Consider the following 15,642-nt stretch of genomic DNA (forward strand, 5'->3'; position numbering starts at 1 on the left):
TGCAGCGCGCCAGGTTCCCTCCCGGCGCGACGTGGGTCGAGGAGGACGTCACGATGCCGGCAACCCAGGAAGCGCTCGCCCAGCAACTCCGCGACCGTCTCGCCGCGGCAGCGCAGGGCGGGCCGTCCGCCTCCCGTGAGCGCCACGTCGCCCGCGGCAAGCTGCTGCCGCGCGACCGGGTGGCGCGCCTCCTCGACGAGGACAGTCCGTTCCTCGAGGTCGCGCCGCTCGCGGCCGACGGCCTGTACGACGGCGAGGCACCCGGGGCCGGTGTCATCGCCGGCATCGGCCTGGTCCACGGCCGGCACGTGATGGTGGTCTGCAACGACGCCACCGTGAAGGGCGGGACCTACTATCCGCTCACCGTGAAGAAGCATCTGCGGGCGCAGGAGATCGCCCTCGAGAACCGCCTGCCCTGCCTCTACCTCGTCGACTCGGGTGGCGCCTTCCTTCCCCGCCAGGATGAGGTGTTCCCGGATCGGGAGCACTTCGGACGCATCTTCTTCAACCAGGCGCGGCTGTCCGCGCAGAGCATCCCGCAGCTCGCGGCGGTCCTCGGCTCGTGCACGGCCGGAGGCGCCTACGTTCCGGCGATGAGCGACGAGACCGTCATCGTCCGTGGACAGGGCACGATCTTCCTGGGCGGGCCGCCGCTGGTGAAGGCGGCGATCGGCGAGGTGGTCACGGCGGAGGAGCTCGGGGGAGGGGAGCTGCACGCCCGTCGCAGCGGCGTCGTGGATCACCTGGCCGACGACGACGAGCACGCCCTGGAGATCCTCCGCGACATCGTCGCCACGCTGCCGCCGCCGCTCGCCCCGGCCTGGGACGTCGGGGAGACTCGCGCTCCGGCGGAGCTCGGCTCCCTGTACGACGTGGTCCCCGTGGACGTCAACGCCGCGTACGACGTGCGCGAGGTCATCGCACGCCTTGTCGACAGCGACACCTTCCATGAGTTCAAGGCCGAGTACGGCACCACACTGGTGACGGGTTTCGCGCGGCTGCACGGCCACCCCGTGGGCATCGTCGCGAACAACGGCGTGCTGTTCAGTGAGTCGGCGCTCAAGGGCGCGCACTTCATCGAGCTCTGCGACCAGCGGGGCATCCCCCTGCTCTTCCTGCAGAACATCACCGGGTTCATGGTCGGGTCCGACGCGGAAGCCGGCGGTATCGCGAAGGACGGGGCGAAGATGGTCACGGCCGTCGCGACCACCCGCGTCCCGAAGCTGACCGTCATCATCGGCGGCTCCTTCGGAGCAGGCAACTACTCGATGTGCGGACGTGCCTACTCTCCGCGCTTCCTCTGGACCTGGCCCGCGAGTCGGATCTCGGTCATGGGCGGAGCACAGGCCGCCTCGGTGCTCGCCACCGTGAAGGACGACCAGCTGTCGGCGCGCGGCGAGTCCTGGACCGCGGAGGAGCGGATGGCGTTCGTGGAGCCGATCCGGGCGCAGTACGAGGAGCAGGGCGAGCCGTACTACGCGACCGCGCGGCTGTGGGACGACGGCATCGTCGACCCGGAGCAGACCCGCGACCTCCTGGGCCTCGCTCTGGACGTCGTCGCCCGCAGCCCCCTGCCCGAGCCGCGCTTCGGCGTCTTCCGGATGTGAGCCCCATGTCGTACTCGCCTTCCTTCTCGTTCTCCTCGGTCCTCGTCGCGAACCGCGGGGAGATCGCCCGCCGGATCATCCGAACCCTTCGCGACCTCGGCATCCGCAGCATCGCGGTCTACAGTGACGCGGACGCGGACGCGCCGCACGTCCGCGAGGCGGATGCCGCCGTGCGGATCGGTCCGGCACCGGCGGGGGAGTCCTACCTCGACATCGACGCCGTCATCACGGCGGCTCGCGCCTCGGGGGCGGAGGCCGTCCACCCCGGGTACGGATTCCTCTCCGAGAGCGTCGGGCTCGCACAGGCGTGTGCGGAGAGCGGCATCGTCTTCATCGGCCCCACCGTGGAGGCCCTGCAGATCATGGGGGACAAGGCGCGAGCCCGTGAGCACGTGAGCCGCAGCGGCGTGCCCGTGGTGCCGGGCTTCGACGCGCGCGGGCTGTCCGACGCGGAGATCCGTGAGGAGGCGGAGGCGGTCGGATTCCCCCTCCTCGTGAAGCCGAGCGCTGGCGGGGGCGGGAAGGGCATGGAGGTCGTCGCCGACAGCGCCGGTCTTCCCGGCGCCCTCGGATCGGCTCGACGCGTGGCGGCATCCGCCTTCGGCGACGATGCGCTCATCCTGGAGCGTCTCATCCGCCGACCGCGTCACATCGAGGTGCAGGTGTTCGGCGATGCGCACGGCACCGTCGTGGCGCTCGGGGAGCGCGAGTGCACGCTCCAGCGTCGTCACCAGAAGGTGATCGAGGAGGCGCCGTCCGCCGGGATCCCGCCCGCGACCCGCGACCGGCTGCTCGCGGCGGCCGTGCGCGCCGCGGAGAGCGTCGCCTACGTCGGAGCCGGCACCGTGGAGTTCCTCGTCGACGCGGACGCCCCTGAGGATGCCTTCTTCATCGAGATGAACACCCGGCTGCAGGTGGAGCATCCGGTGACCGAGGAGGTCACCGGACTCGACCTCGTCGCGCTGCAGCTCCGCATGGCCGATGGACAGCCGCTCGACGTCGAGCCCCGGACGACCGGCCATGCCGTGGAGGCGCGGGTGTACGCCGAGTCGCCGGAACGCGGGTTCCTCCCCTCGACGGGGACCGTGCTGCTCTTCGAGGCGCCTCCGGGCGTCCGGGTGGATGCGGCCGTCGAGTCCGGGAGCGTGGTGAGCGGGTTCTACGACCCCATGATCGCGAAGGTCATCGCGTGGGCGGAAGACAGGGAGACGGCCTTGCAGCGCCTGGACGACGCTCTCGCCCGCACCGTGGTGCTCGGCGTGGAGACCAACATCGCGTTCCTGCGCGGGCTCCTCCAGGATCGCCGGGTGCGCGAGGGAGACCTCGACACCGGCCTCATCGAGACCCTGCTCCCGCTCACACCGACGCCCCCGTCGGCAGCGCAGGTCGCGGCGGCCGCCCGCGTGGTGCAGAACCGCCCCGAGGCGTTCACCGCGCGCGCGGGAGCCGGCCCGCTGTGGTGGAGCCTCCCGGGATGGCGTCTCGGGGCCGCGCCGCACGCCCCCGAACCCGCCGCCCTGCTCACCGACGACGACGAGATCGTGCGCGCGACGCCGCCCCTGATGCGCTCCGAGCGGGTGCACGCGGCCCGCGACGCGGAGGGCGCGGTATGGGTCAGCGAGGGAGGACGGACGCTGCGGCTGCGCCCCCTGGACCGCCGCGGCCGGATGCGCAGGCGCCTCGCCGCTGCGGAACGCGAGGCCAGGGCCACGGAACCCGAGGCTCGCGCGCCCATGCCCGGCGGCGTCGTGGCCGTTCACGTCGAGGACGGGGCGGCGGTCCGGGCGGGAGCGCCCCTCGTCGCGATCGAGGCGATGAAGATGGAGCACCCCGTGCTCGCGCCGCACGACGGCGTGGTGCGGCTGCTGGTCGCGGTCGGCGACCAGGTGCGGCGCGACCAACCGGTCGCCCGCGTGACGATGGCGGAGGAGGACCGATGATGCACGATCTCACCGAGGAGGAGCGCGAGCTCGCCGCGATGGTACGCGAGTTCGCCGACACGGTCGTCGCGCCGCAGTCGTACGAGGCCGATCGCACACACACGCTCTCCATGGACGTCGTGCGGCAGATGGGAGAGCTCGGCCTCTTCGGACTGCCCTTCCCCGAGGAGTACGGCGGGCAGGGCGGCGACTACATGGCGCTCGGCCTCGCCATCGAAGCCCTGGGGCGCGTCGACCAGTCGATCGCGATCACCCTGGAGGCGGGGGTGAGCCTCGGAGCCATGCCCGTCTTCCGCTTCGGCACCGAGGAGCAGAAGCGCGAGCTGCTGCCGGATCTCCTCGCCGGTCGCGCCCTGGCAGGGTTCGGGCTCACGGAACCCGAGGCGGGAAGCGATGCGGGGGCGACGCGGACGACCGCGCGGCTCGACGGCGACGAGTGGGTGATCAACGGCTCCAAGCAGTTCATCACCAACTCGGGCACTCCGATCACCCGGTTCGTGACGGTCACCGCGGTCACCGGCCAGAGCGAGGGGCGCAAGGAGATCTCGACCATCATCGTCCCGAACGGAACCCCGGGATTCACGGTCGAACCGCCCTACGACAAGGTGGGGTGGAACGCGTCGGACACCCATCCGCTGACGTTCGACGGAGCGCGGGTGCCGGCGAGCAATCTCCTCGGCGAGCGGGGGAGCGGGTTCCGCAACTTCCTCAGCATCCTGGATGAGGGCCGCATCGCGATCGCCGCTCTGTCGACCGGCGCGGCGGAGGGGTGCCTGGAGGCGGCGGTCGAGTACGCCAAGAGCCGCACCATCTTCGGCAGCGCCCTCAGCACGCGGCAGAACGCCCAGTTCACGCTGGCGCGGATGAGGGCGCGCGTGCATACCGCGCGGCTCGCGTGGCACCATGCCGCGCGTCTCCGTGACGCCGGAGAGGCGTTCGCCGAGCAGGCGGCGATCGCCAAGCTCGTCGCGGGCGAGGCAGCGATGGACAACGCCCGGGACGCGACGCAGATCTTCGGCGGCAACGGGTTCATGAACGAGTTCCCGGTGGCGCGCCACTACCGTGACTCCAAGATCCTCGAGATCGGCGAGGGGACTACGGAGGTCCAGCTCCTCGTGATCGCCAGGGCGCTCGGGCTCGCCCGGTAGCGTGGAGGCATGACCATGCGCGAGATCGTGCAGCGCGGACTGTACTACGAGGAGTTCGAGACCGACGTCCGGTACGTGCACCGCCCCGGTCGCACGGCTACGGAGGCGGATAACGTCCTCTTCACGACGCTGACGATGAACACCCAGGCGCTGCATCTGGACGCCGCGTTCGCGGATGCCCAGGAGCCCTTCCACGCGCGCCTCATGAACTCCCTGTGGACGCTGTCGACGATGGTGGGCTCCTCCGTCGCCCAGCTCACGCAGGGAACGCTGGTGGCGCAGCTCGGCCTCGGCGACATCGCCTTCCCGCATCCGTTGTTCGCCGGGGACACGCTCACGACCGAGAGCGTCGTCGTCGACAAGCGGCTCTCGTCGTCCCGCCCCGGCCAGGGCATCGTGCAGATCGCGCACACCGGACGCAATCAGGACGGCACCGTGGTCGCGACCGCCGTCCGCACGGTGCTGGTGCGCTGCCGGCCGGAGGAGGACGCCGCATGACCTTCGACCTCGGCCCTGCCCTGCTGTTCTGCCCGGCGGACCGCCCGGAGCGCTTCTCGAAGGCCCAGGAACGGGCGGATGCCGTGATCCTCGATCTGGAGGACGCCGTGCTGCCGGAGGCGAAGAACGAGGCCCGCGAGAACATCGTCGCCGCGGACCTCGACCCCGCGCGCGTCATCGTACGGGTGAACGCCCCGGACTCCGCTGCCTTCGCGGACGATCTCGAGGCCCTGGCGCGGTCACCCTTCCGGACCGTGATGGTCGCGAAGACGGAGAGCGCGGTGAGCCTGGACGCCTTCGACACAGGCTTTACCCTGCTCGCGCTGTGCGAGACGGCGCGCGGGATCCATGCGGCGCCCGACATCGCCGCGCATCCGGCGGTCGCCGGACTGATGTGGGGAGCGGAGGATCTGGTGGCCTCCCTCGGCGGCACCTCGTCGCGGAACGCGAAGGGCGGCTACCGGGACATCGCGCGCTACGCCCGTTCTCGGGTGCTGCTGGAAGCCGGTGCGCACGGGAAGGCGGCGATCGACGCCGTGCACGTCGACATCGGCGATACCGCGGGGCTGGAGCGGGAGGCGGAGGATGCGGCGGCGTCGGGGTTCCGCGCGACGGCATGCATCCATCCGAGTCAGGTCGCGGTCATCCGGGCGGCATATGCCCCGGACGCCGAGACCGTGGCATGGGCGCGCGAGGTGCTCGCCGCTGCGGCGCAGGAGCGCGGTGTGTTCCGCTTCCAGGGACGGATGGTGGACGAGCCCGTTCTGCGGCACGCGCGCGCCGTGGTCTCCCGCGCCCGCTGAGGTCCGGTCAGAGGACGGGCGTCTCCTCCAGCAGCCGGAGGTAGCCGGGCGCGGCGACGAACCGGTGCGCGGAGCCGTTGCGCAGCACTTCGCCGTCCCGGGGGAGCGTGCCGCCGGAGACGTGGTCGATGACGGCGCGGATGACGCCGCCATGGGTCACGACGAGCACCGACTCCGCCTGCGGCGCCGACCTCCGCCGGGCGTCCCGCGCGATCCGGTGCAGCGCGGCGATGGCGCGCACGCCGACCTCGTGCAGCGACTCCGCGCCCGGGACCTCCGCGTGCCAGTCGCCGTAGGTGGAGATGTAGTCGGGGACGAGCATGCCCTCCCCGTCGCCGAACTCCCGCTCCCGGATGTCGGGGACCACGCCGGCGATCTCCAGACCCAGGCGCTCGGCGATGATGCCGGCGGTCTCGCTCGCCCGCACGAGCGGGCTCGTGTAGACGGCATGGTGCGTCGTGCCGGCGAGCTTCTCTGCCGCCCATCGGGCGTCCTCGCGGCCCGTCTCGTTCAAGGGGATGTCGGTCGACCCTTGGATGCGACGGGCGAGGTTCCAGTCGGTCTGACCGTGGCGGATGAGGGTGAGATAGGTCACGAGAGCATCTCCTGGAGGGCGGGGAGCACGTCGCTGGTGCCGGCGGCGATGGTGACATCGGCCCAGGCGTCCGCGCGGGTCGGCTCGCGATTGACGATGATCAGAGGGATGCCGCGCCGACGCGCACGGTTCACGAGGCGCACGCCGGAGTTCACGACGAGAGAGGAGCCGGCCACGATGAGCGCCTCGCTGGAGCGCAGCAACGACTCCGCGGCACGGAAGCGGTCCTGCGGCACATACTCTCCGAAGAACACCACGTCCGGCTTGAGCATGCCCTCGCAGACGGTGCAGGTCGGGACGAGGAAGCCCTCGGTGCTCTCCGGGAGGACGTCGCCGTCCGGCGCCAGCGCCACGTTCTCCGGGACGGTGATCCAGGGATTGCGCTCCTCGATCTGCACGGCGATGTCGCGACGGTCGAACACCTGGCCGCAGTGCAGGCAGAGCACGCGGCGCATGGTCCCGTGCACCTCGATGACGTGCGAGCTGCCCGCGCGGAGGTGCAGCCCGTCGACGTTCTGCGTGATGACGCCCGAGACCACGCCTCTGGACTCCATCTCCGCCAGGGCGTGGTGTCCGGGATTGGGCGCGGCCTGCGCGAACGCCCGCCAGCCGAGATGCCCGCCGACCCAGTAGCGGCGCCGCGCGGCCTCGTCTCCGAGGTAGGTCTGGATCGTCATGGGGTTGCTGCGCGTGCGCGCCCCCTCGCCCCGGTAGGCGGGGATGCCCGAGTCGGTCGAGATGCCGGCCCCGGTGAGGAGGGCGATCCGCTTGCCGCGCAGCAGGGTGGCGGCGTGGGAGAGCTCTGCCGACGGCTCAGCGGTGTTCGTCACGCTCACAGGACCTCCTCGATCGAGTCTACGGGGCGTGGGGTGGGCGAGAGCCGGGCTGGCAGAGTGGAGCGGTGGACCTCCTGCATGTGACCGACATCGACGACCCGCGGCTGGACGACTACCGCGGTCTCACCGACACCGCCCTCCGCGCCGTCCGCGAGCCCGCGGAGGGACTCTACATCGCCGAGACCGCCAAGGTGATCGAGCGCGCGCTGGCCGCCGGGCACGAACCCCGATCGGTGCTGGTCTCGGCCCGGCGCGTCGACGAGGTGCGGCGCATCCTGGGGGAGCGTGCCGTTCCGGTGCTCGTGGTCCCGGACGAGGTCGCGGAACAGGTCACCGGCTATCAGGTCCACCGCGGGGCCCTCGCCGCCATGCGCCGTCCGGCTCTGGCTCCGGTCGCCGATGTGGTGCGCGACGCACGGCTGGTGCTGGTGCTGGAGGACCTCGGCGATCACACCAACGTCGGCGCCGCCTTCCGCGCCGCCGCCGGCCTGGGGGCGGATGCGGTGCTCGTGTCGGCGCGCTGTGCCGATCCGCTCTATCGGCGCAGCGTGCGGGTGAGCATGGGGACCGTGTTCCAGGTGCCGTGGACCCGGATCGACGAGTGGTCGTCGGCGGTCTCGGATCTCCGTGAGCAGGGCTTCGACATCGCTGCCCTCGCGCTCAGCGATACAGCCGTGGATCTCCGGCTGTTTGCGGCACAGCGGCCCGCGAAGGTGGCGCTGCTCTTCGGAGCCGAAGGCGACGGTCTCACGCGGACCGCCCTCGACAGCGCGGACACCGTGGTCACCATTCCGATGGCCGGCGGCGTGGATTCGCTCAACGTCGCCTCGGCCGCCGCCGTGGCGCTGTGGGCACTCGCTCCTGCGGAGTGAGAGTGCGCGTCACTCCTTGCCGGGCAGGATGACCGGGGAGGGCTCAGGGCGCTTGGCAGCGATGTGGTCGCCGGAGGACTGGTGGCGCAGCCGGCGGAGCACCCAGGGCACGAGGTGCTCGCGGGCCCAGCCGAGGTCTTCGCTGCGAGCGGCACGCCAAGTCCGCAGCGGCAGGGGCTCGGGCTGCATGGCCTCGAGGTCGTTCGGCACGTTGAGGGCGCGGAGCACCATCCGCGCGACCTCGTGGTGGCCGAGCGCGTTGTAGTGCAGACGATCGTCGTCGAAGAATCGCGCATCCTGCACGACCTTCAGTGCCCACTGGTCCGCGACGATGCAGTCGTGGCGCTCGGCGATCGCGCGGACGTTCTCGTTGTAGATCGCGACCTTGCCGCGGAAGGGACGGAACACGGGCGTGAACCCCGTGTCGATGCCGGTGAACACGACGACGGCCGCGCCGGTGGACGACAGGCGCGCCACCGCGTCCTCGAGCTGGGCGGCGATGGCGTCCGGGTCGGTGCCGGGGCGGATGACGTCGTTCCCGCCGGCGCAGATCGAGATGAGGTCGGGGCGCAGCGCGACGGCGGGCTCCACCTGGTCGGCGACGATCTGCGCGATGAGCTTTCCTCGGACGGCGAGGTTGGCATAGGCGAAGTCGTCGACCTGCTGGGCGAGCACCTCGGCGACGCGATCGGCCCAGCCGCGGTGGCCCCCGGGGGCCGCCGGGTCCGGGTCGCCGATGCCCTCGGTGAACGAGTCGCCGATCGCGACGAACCGCCGCCAGGGGTGCGGGGTCTCGTTCGCGACGTACGGGGTCCTGGTCGATTCCTGATCGCTCATCCGGCTCTCCTTCGCGAAGGCGTGCGCGCACGATGGTGACCGCCGCGCAGTGACCGAGCCTACCCGTGCCGGTGCTTTCGAGGGGGGACGCGCGCGGCGTCGCGGTGGATGCCCCGGTGTCGGTGGGAGCGATTATCGTGGAGTCGATGCTCTCTCCGTCCTTCCCTCAGCGCGCCCCGTGGGGAACGGCGAACAAGCTGCGGGCATGGCAGCAGGAGGCTCTGGAGGCATACTTCCAGGCCGACCAGCGTGACTTCCTCGTGGCCGCCACACCGGGCGCCGGCAAGACCACGTTCGCCCTCACCCTCGCGGTCGAGCTGATGCGCATGGGCGAGGTGAACAGGGTCATCGTCGTGGCCCCCACGGAGCACCTGAAGACCCAGTGGGCCGACGCCGCCGCCCGCGTCCACATCCGTCTCGACCCGCGCTTCCGCAACAGCGATTGGGCTCCGGCGCGGCACTATCACGGGGTCGTGGTGACGTATGCGCAGGTCGCCGCGAAGTCGTCGGTGCATCGCCACCTCACCGAGGACGCGAAGACCCTGGTGATCCTCGATGAGGTGCACCACGGCGGTGATGCCCTGAGCTGGGGCGACGCGATCCGCGATGCCTACGGACCGGCGAAGCGCCGACTGCTCCTCTCGGGCACGCCGTTCCGGAGCGACACGGCGCCGATCCCGTTCGTGGAGTACCTCCCGGACGAGACCGGAGCCCGGGTCTCCAGCACCGACTACGCCTACGGGTACGGCCGCGCTCTCGCGGACGGCGTCGTCCGTCCCGTGCTCTTCCACATGTACGCGGGGAAGATGCGCTGGCGGACGAGCGCCGGCGACGAGCTCGAGACCCATCTCGGGCAGGACAACACGAAGGACGTGACCTCGCAGGCTTGGCGCACGGCCCTCGACCCCGAGGGTGACTGGATGCCGGCCGTCCTCTCCGCCGCCGACCGCCGCCTCACCGAGATCCGGCACCACATCCCCGATGCCGGCGGGCTCGTGCTGGCCACGGATCAGACCGTCGCCAGGGCCTACGCCAAGATCCTGCACAGCATCACGCGCGAGCAGCCGACGATCGTGCTCTCCGATGACGCCACCGCGTCCGAGCGGATCGAGAAGTTCTCGGAGGGCACCGCCCGGTGGATGGTCGCGGTGCGCATGGTCTCGGAGGGCGTCGACGTGCCGCGGCTCGCGGTCGGCGTCTACGCGACCTCGTCGTCGACCCCGCTGTTCTTCGCCCAGGCCATCGGCCGCTTCGTGCGCGCCCGTCGTCGCGGAGAGGCGGCGAGCGTCTTCCTCCCGCACGTCCCCGTGCTGATGAAGCTCGCGAACGAGATGGAGAAGCAGCGCGACCACGCGCTCGACCGGCAGTCCAAGGACGATGACGGACTCGACGACTCCCTGCTGGAGAGCGCGAACCGCGAGGACGAGGCCTCCGACGCACTGACCCAGGAGTTCAGCTACCAGGCGATCTCCTCCGTCGCCCACTTCGACCGGATGGTGTTCGACGGCAAGGAGTTCGGTCAGCTCGCCGAGCCGAACACGCCCGAGGAGGAGGAGTTCATCGGCTTCCCCGGCCTGCTCGAACCCGAGCACGTGCACGAGCTCCTCATGCAGCGGCAGGCTCGCCAGTCCCGGCATCGCGAGGTCCGGGAGGCCCAGGCCGAGCCGACGCAGACCACGACGCTGCCCGCACCGCTGCACCGCACCCTGCGCGAGCAGCGCCAGCTCCTGAACAGCCTGGTGGGCCTCTACGCACGGCAGTCCGGCCAGCCGCACGGTGCCGTCCACGCCGAACTTCGTCGCATCTGCGGCGGCCCGGCGGTGGCGCAGGCGACCGTGACGCAGCTCCAGTCGCGCATCGAGGTGCTGCGCAAACGCGTCCGCTCCTGAGGGCGATCTCGGCGCCGCTTCGGATCCCCGAAATGCTGGCAATCCATGCCAGGACGCGGCCTGCGCGACACCCCGCGGATAGCGTGGAACGGTTGCCCGGACGCCGGGCACCGTGACACCTGGAGGTTCCATGACCGCCCCTGCCGCAGCCGATTCCACGGCCGCCGACCGTCGGCGCTGGGCTCGCTATCTCGTCGAGGAACGGGCGGAGGGCGCCGTCTATCAGCGACTGGCCGCCCGCCGATCGGGGGAGGAGCGGGCGATCCTGCTCGGACTCGCCGAGGCGGAGCGCCGGCACGAGAAGCACTGGCTCGATCTGCTGGGGGGCGAACCGACGCGCCTGCCGCGGGCGGGGGTCCGCTCCCGCCTCCTGGGGTGGATGGCCGGACGCTTCGGCTCGATCTTCGTCCTCGCCCTCGCCCAGAGCGCCGAGGCCCGCTCCCCGTATGACGCCGAGCGCTGGGCCACCCCGGCCATGCGCGCTGACGAGAAAGTTCACCACGAGGTCGTCCGCGGTCTCGCCGCGCGGGGCCGTCGTCGCCTCTCGGGCTCCTTCCGCGCGGCCGTCTTCGGTGCGAACGACGGCCTCGTCAGCAACCTGGCCCTGGTCCTCGGGATCGGCGCCACCGGCGTGAGCTCGGGCTTCGTGCTGTTCAGCGGCATCGCGGGTCTCCTCGCGGGCGCACTGTCGATGGGGGCGGGGGAGTTCGTGTCCGTGCGATCGCAGCGGGAGCTCCTCACCGCCACCGAGGCGAACGAGGACGCCGCGGCGGCCGCGGCCGACCTCGACATCGACGAGAACGAGCTCGCGCTCGTGTACCGCGCCCGAGGGATGGACCAGGGCGAATCCCTGGCCAGGGCCCGCCGTATCGTCCAGGCCGCCCAGGAGGGCGTCCGCCGGGCCGCCACGGGGCCGGTGGCCGTCCAGGGCGGGGACGCGCACGAGGTCGTCGGCAGCGACTGGACGGCGGCCATCTCCAGCTTCCTCCTCTTCGCCTCCGGCGCGATCATCCCCGTCCTGCCCTGGATCTTCGGCATGGAGGGCACCGCGGCGATCGTGCTCGCGCTCGTGCTCGTCGGCATCGCGCTGCTCAGCACCGGTGCGATGGTCGGCGTGCTCTCCGGAGGCCCGCCCCTGCGTCGCGCCCTGCGGCAGCTCGCCATCGGCTTCGGTGCGGCGGCGGTGACCTACGCGCTGGGTCTGCTCTTCGGCGTCGGCGCGGTGTGAAGGCGGTGCGGTCCCGCCTCGCGCGGGACCGCACCGGAGCACCGTGGCCGCAGCGGGAACGACGAAGGCCCCGGATCCGTGGATCCGGGGCCTTCGCTCTCTGTGCGCGGAGGGGGACTTGAACCCCCACGCCCTATCGGGCACTAGCACCTCAAGCTAGCGCGTCTACCATTCCGCCACCCGCGCAGGTGTTGGATTTGATCGTTGCCGACCGAAGAATGAGATTAGCACGTTCTCGGAGGCGTCTCGAACCGGGCGTGACGCCCGGGCGTGGCACGCGGTTTCGATAGCCTGAGTCCATGACCGATTCCTCCCTGCCGGAGGTCGCCCGCGTCGCGAGCGACCTCATCCGCTTCGACACCTCCAACTACGGCGGCGGCAACGCGAAGGGGGAGCGGGAGGCCGCCGAGTACGTCGGCGCGTACCTGCAGGAGCTGGGGCTCGAGGTCGAGTACTACGAGCCCATCCCGCGGCGGACGAACGTCATGGCCCGGGTCCCCGGCCGTGATCGCACCAAGCCTGCCCTCGTCGTGCACGGTCATCTGGACGTCGTCCCCGCGGTCGCCGAGGACTGGACGGTGGACCCGTTCGCCGGCACCGTGCAGGACGGCATGCTGTGGGGCCGTGGCGCGGTGGACATGAAGAACATGGACGCGATGATCCTCACCGCCGTGGCCGACATCCTGCGCGCGGGGGAGCAGCCGGAGCGCGACCTCGTCCTGGCGTTCTTCGCCGACGAGGAGAACGGCGGGGTCGAGGGCTCCGCGCTCGTCGTGAAGGACCGGCCGGAGTGGTTCGCCGGCGCGACGGCTGCGATCAGCGAGGTCGGCGGCTACTCGATATCGGTCGACGATCGTCGGGCGTACCTGCTGCAGGTGGGGGAGAAGGCCCTGATCTGGATCCGCCTCGTCGCCACCGGTCGGGCGGGACACGGCAGCCGTCTGCACGAGGACAACGCCGTCACGAAGCTCGCCGAGGCCGTCGCCGCCATCGGCCGCACCCGGTGGCCGGTCCGGCTCACGCCGACCACGGAGGCGCTGCTCGAGGGTTTGAGCGCGTTGAGCGGCCGGAGCGCAGACGACCCCGACGCCCTCGCCGCCGCGGCCGGTCCGGCCGAGGCCTTCCTGCGATCGACGTTCCGCACGACGACCAACCCGACGGCTCTCACCGCCGGCTACAAGCACAACGTCATCCCGGAGCGCGCCGAGGCGCTGATCGACGTCCGGGTGATCCCCGGGACCGAGGATGACGTCCTCTCCGAGCTCCAGCGCATCGTGGGCGACGACATCCGGATCGAGACCGTGGTGCGCGATATCGGCATGGAGACGCCGTTCGCAGGGGAGCTCGTCGACGCGATGGTAGCGGCGCTGGGGCGGCACGACCCCGGCGTACCGGTCATCCCGTACCTCCTGGGGGCCGGAACGGACAACAAGGCGCTGGCTACTCTCGGCATCACCGGTTACGGCTTCGCCCCGCTGCGTCTGCCCGCCGATCTCGACTTCACCGGGATGTTCCACGGAGTCGACGAGCGTGTGCCCGTAGACTCACTTGTCTTCGGTCAGCAGGTGCTGGCCGATCTGCTGCGCACGTACTGAGCGGTCTCCACGCGCTCCGTGCCGTCCCGAAAGACGAAGGCCTCTCCATGCACCTGCTCGAAGCACTGATCCTGGGAATCGTCCAGGGCCTCACCGAGTTCCTGCCGATCTCATCCAGCGCCCATCTGCGTGTCGTCGGGACGTTCCTGCCCTCCGGGGAGGACCCGGGTGCGGCGTTCACCGCCATCACGCAGATCGGCACCGAGGCCGCGGTCGTCGTGTTCTTCTGGCGGGACATCGTCCGCATCATCTCCCAGTGGTTCCGGTCCCTCTCCGGCAAGGTGCCGCGGAATGATCCGGACGCACGCATGGGCTGGCTCATCATCATCGGCAGCATCCCCATCGTGCTGCTCGGGCTCCTGTTCCAGGACCAGATCGAGACCGTCTTCCGCTCGCTCTGGATCGTGGCGATCATGCTCATCGTGTTCGGCATCCTCCTGGGAATCGCCGATCACGTCGGTGCCAAGCGCCGCAAGCTCGACGACCTGACCTACCCGCACGGCATCGCCTTCGGTCTCGCGCAGGCGCTCGCCCTCATCCCCGGTGTGTCGCGATCCGGTGGCACGATCACCATGGGTCTCTTCCTCGGCTATGAGCGCGCCGCCGCCGCCCGCTACGCCTTCCTGCTGGCGATCCCGGCCGTGTTCGGCAGCGGCTTCTACCAGCTGTTCAAGAGCTGGGGCGAGCCGTCCTTCTTCTCGCTCGGCGACACCGTGGCCGCGACGGGTGTCGCCTTCGTCGTCGCGCTGGGCGTGATCGCGTTCTTCATGAACTGGATCTCGAAGCGCAGCTTCCTGCCGTTCGTGATCTACCGGATCCTGCTCGGCGGCGTGCTGCTCGTGCTGCTCGCGATGGGCGTCATCCCGGCGTCCGCCTGATCAGCGCTTGCGGTCGCCGCGGCCGTCGTCGCGGCGACGCAGGTAGCGCTCGAACGCCTGGGCGATCGCGTCCCCGGACGCGTCGGGGGAGTCCCACGTGTCCCGCGTGCGCTCCAGCTGTCGGATGTACTCCGCCATATCCTCGTCCTCGGACGCGGCGGCATCGATCGACGCCTCCCAGGCCGCGGCTTCCGTGCGGAGGTGCCGGCGGTCCACGTCCACCCCTGTCAGCTCCTCGAGGCGGTCGAGGAGGGCCAGGGTGACCTTCGGCGAGGGGGCGGCAGAGGCGACGTAGTGCGGGACGCTCGCCCAGAGGCTCACGGAGGGGATGCCCGCGTTCTCGGCGAAGTGCTCGAGCACCGTGAGGATGCCGACCGGGCCCTCGTACACCGACCGCTCCAGCGCATGCGCCTCACGGACCTGCTCGTTCTGGCTCGACGCGAAGATCGAGATCGGGCGGGTGTGCGGGACATCGGAGAGCATCGCGCCGAGGGTCACGAACCCCGTGATGTCGTCGCGCAGCGCGACATCGATGAATTCGGACGCGAACGCCTGCCAGGTGCGAGCGGGCTCGGCGCCGGTGAGGAGCCAGAACTCGGGGCCGGGGCCCGGGTCTCGCGGGCGCCACAGCCCCGCCTCCGGCCAGGTCATCTGGCGACGGCCCTCGGCGTCGAGGCGCGTCGCAGGACGGGTGTACTGGTAGTCGAAGTAGAGTTCCGGATCGACCGAGTGCACGAGGTCGTAGCCGCCGGCCGCCTGCAAAGCGCCGACGGCTCCGGTGGCGGCCTCACCGGCATCGTTCCATCCGTCGAAGGCGGCGATGATGATGCGCGAACCGAGAACGTCCATGCCGTGCTCCCTTCGAGGTCGTGGTTCTGGTCCCCCCAGGCTAGCCCGCGTCGAGGGGATGTGGGCG

14 protein-coding genes and 1 tRNA gene are annotated in these 15,642 nt (G+C 71.1%); 10 read left to right on the top strand and 5 right to left on the bottom strand.

Annotation, left to right across the window (positions count from 1 at the left end):
• Window positions 1-53: 53 nt before the first annotated feature.
• The 5 genes from B2W79_RS11290 to B2W79_RS11310 are packed head-to-tail and all read left to right on the top strand — an operon-like array spanning window position 54 to window position 5,996.
• Window positions 54-1,607: a carboxyl transferase domain-containing protein gene (locus B2W79_RS11290; RefSeq protein ID WP_292789583.1), complete on the top strand. Its 1,554-nt coding sequence runs from the start codon at window positions 54-56 to the stop codon at window positions 1,605-1,607.
• 5 nt (window positions 1,608-1,612) lie between these two features.
• Window positions 1,613-3,547: an acetyl/propionyl/methylcrotonyl-CoA carboxylase subunit alpha gene (locus B2W79_RS11295; RefSeq protein ID WP_071328581.1), complete on the top strand. Its 1,935-nt coding sequence runs from the start codon at window positions 1,613-1,615 to the stop codon at window positions 3,545-3,547.
• Window positions 3,547-4,695 carry an acyl-CoA dehydrogenase family protein gene (locus B2W79_RS11300; RefSeq protein ID WP_292789805.1) on the top strand — a complete coding sequence of 383 codons (1,149 nt, stop codon included), beginning with the start codon at window positions 3,547-3,549 and terminating at the stop codon, window positions 4,693-4,695. The genes B2W79_RS11295 and B2W79_RS11300 overlap by 1 nt, the downstream gene beginning before the upstream one ends.
• Window positions 4,696-4,704: 9 nt before the next feature.
• Complete coding sequence (locus tag B2W79_RS11305) at window positions 4,705-5,193, top strand: MaoC family dehydratase (RefSeq protein ID WP_071328583.1); 489 nt, start codon at window positions 4,705-4,707, stop codon at window positions 5,191-5,193.
• Entirely contained in the window at window positions 5,190-5,996 is an 807-nt protein-coding gene (locus tag B2W79_RS11310) for an HpcH/HpaI aldolase/citrate lyase family protein (protein ID WP_292789586.1), read from the top strand. Before B2W79_RS11305 ends, B2W79_RS11310 begins: the two co-directional genes overlap by 4 nt.
• A gap of 7 nt (window positions 5,997-6,003) precedes the next feature.
• On the opposite strand, the gene B2W79_RS11315 is transcribed toward B2W79_RS11310, so the two are convergent.
• Both B2W79_RS11315 and B2W79_RS11320 read right to left on the bottom strand, forming a co-directional pair.
• Window positions 6,004-6,591, bottom strand: a complete 588-nt coding sequence (locus tag B2W79_RS11315) for a histidine phosphatase family protein (RefSeq protein WP_060922608.1) — start codon at window positions 6,589-6,591, stop codon at window positions 6,004-6,006.
• A complete protein-coding gene (locus B2W79_RS11320) occupies window positions 6,588-7,427 on the bottom strand; it encodes a Sir2 family NAD-dependent protein deacetylase (protein WP_071328585.1) in 840 nt (279 codons plus the stop codon). Before B2W79_RS11320 ends, B2W79_RS11315 begins: the two co-directional genes overlap by 4 nt.
• A 65-nt stretch (window positions 7,428-7,492) precedes the next feature.
• Here B2W79_RS11320 and B2W79_RS11325 point away from each other — a divergent pair, with 65 nt between their 5' ends.
• Window positions 7,493-8,299, top strand: a complete 807-nt coding sequence (locus B2W79_RS11325; protein ID WP_292789589.1) for a TrmH family RNA methyltransferase — start codon at window positions 7,493-7,495, stop codon at window positions 8,297-8,299.
• A gap of 9 nt (window positions 8,300-8,308) precedes the next feature.
• On the opposite strand, the gene B2W79_RS11330 is transcribed toward B2W79_RS11325, so the two are convergent.
• A complete protein-coding gene (locus B2W79_RS11330) occupies window positions 8,309-9,136 on the bottom strand; it encodes an SGNH/GDSL hydrolase family protein (protein ID WP_025103427.1) in 828 nt (275 codons plus the stop codon).
• Between the two features lie 146 nt (window positions 9,137-9,282).
• On the opposite strand from B2W79_RS11330, the gene B2W79_RS11335 reads away from it, so the two are divergent.
• Both B2W79_RS11335 and B2W79_RS11340 read left to right on the top strand, forming a co-directional pair.
• Window positions 9,283-11,025 (top strand): DEAD/DEAH box helicase, encoded by a 1,743-nt coding sequence (locus tag B2W79_RS11335; RefSeq protein ID WP_292789593.1) that lies wholly within the window; start codon window positions 9,283-9,285, stop codon window positions 11,023-11,025.
• 130 nt (window positions 11,026-11,155) lie between these two features.
• A complete protein-coding gene (locus B2W79_RS11340) occupies window positions 11,156-12,253 on the top strand; it encodes a VIT1/CCC1 transporter family protein (protein ID WP_071328587.1) in 1,098 nt (365 codons plus the stop codon).
• 103 nt (window positions 12,254-12,356) lie between these two features.
• On the opposite strand, the gene B2W79_RS11345 is transcribed toward B2W79_RS11340, so the two are convergent.
• Window positions 12,357-12,439, bottom strand: a tRNA-Leu gene (locus B2W79_RS11345).
• Between the two features lie 113 nt (window positions 12,440-12,552).
• On the opposite strand from B2W79_RS11345, the gene B2W79_RS11350 reads away from it, so the two are divergent.
• Both B2W79_RS11350 and B2W79_RS11355 read left to right on the top strand, forming a co-directional pair.
• On the top strand, window positions 12,553-13,848 hold the full coding sequence (locus B2W79_RS11350; RefSeq protein ID WP_071328588.1) for a M20/M25/M40 family metallo-hydrolase: 1,296 nt from the start codon (window positions 12,553-12,555) through the stop codon (window positions 13,846-13,848).
• A gap of 47 nt (window positions 13,849-13,895) precedes the next feature.
• Window positions 13,896-14,726 (top strand): undecaprenyl-diphosphate phosphatase, encoded by an 831-nt coding sequence (locus tag B2W79_RS11355; RefSeq protein ID WP_071328589.1) that lies wholly within the window; start codon window positions 13,896-13,898, stop codon window positions 14,724-14,726.
• Here B2W79_RS11355 and B2W79_RS11360 read toward each other — a convergent pair whose 3' ends face one another.
• Complete coding sequence (locus B2W79_RS11360; protein ID WP_060922601.1) at window positions 14,727-15,575, bottom strand: PAC2 family protein; 849 nt, start codon at window positions 15,573-15,575, stop codon at window positions 14,727-14,729. It abuts the gene before it with no gap.
• Between the last annotated feature and the right edge of the window lie 67 nt (window positions 15,576-15,642).

Source organism: Microbacterium sp. UBA7513, from assembly GCF_002478345.1.
GTDB lineage: Bacteria > Actinomycetota > Actinomycetes > Actinomycetales > Microbacteriaceae > Microbacterium.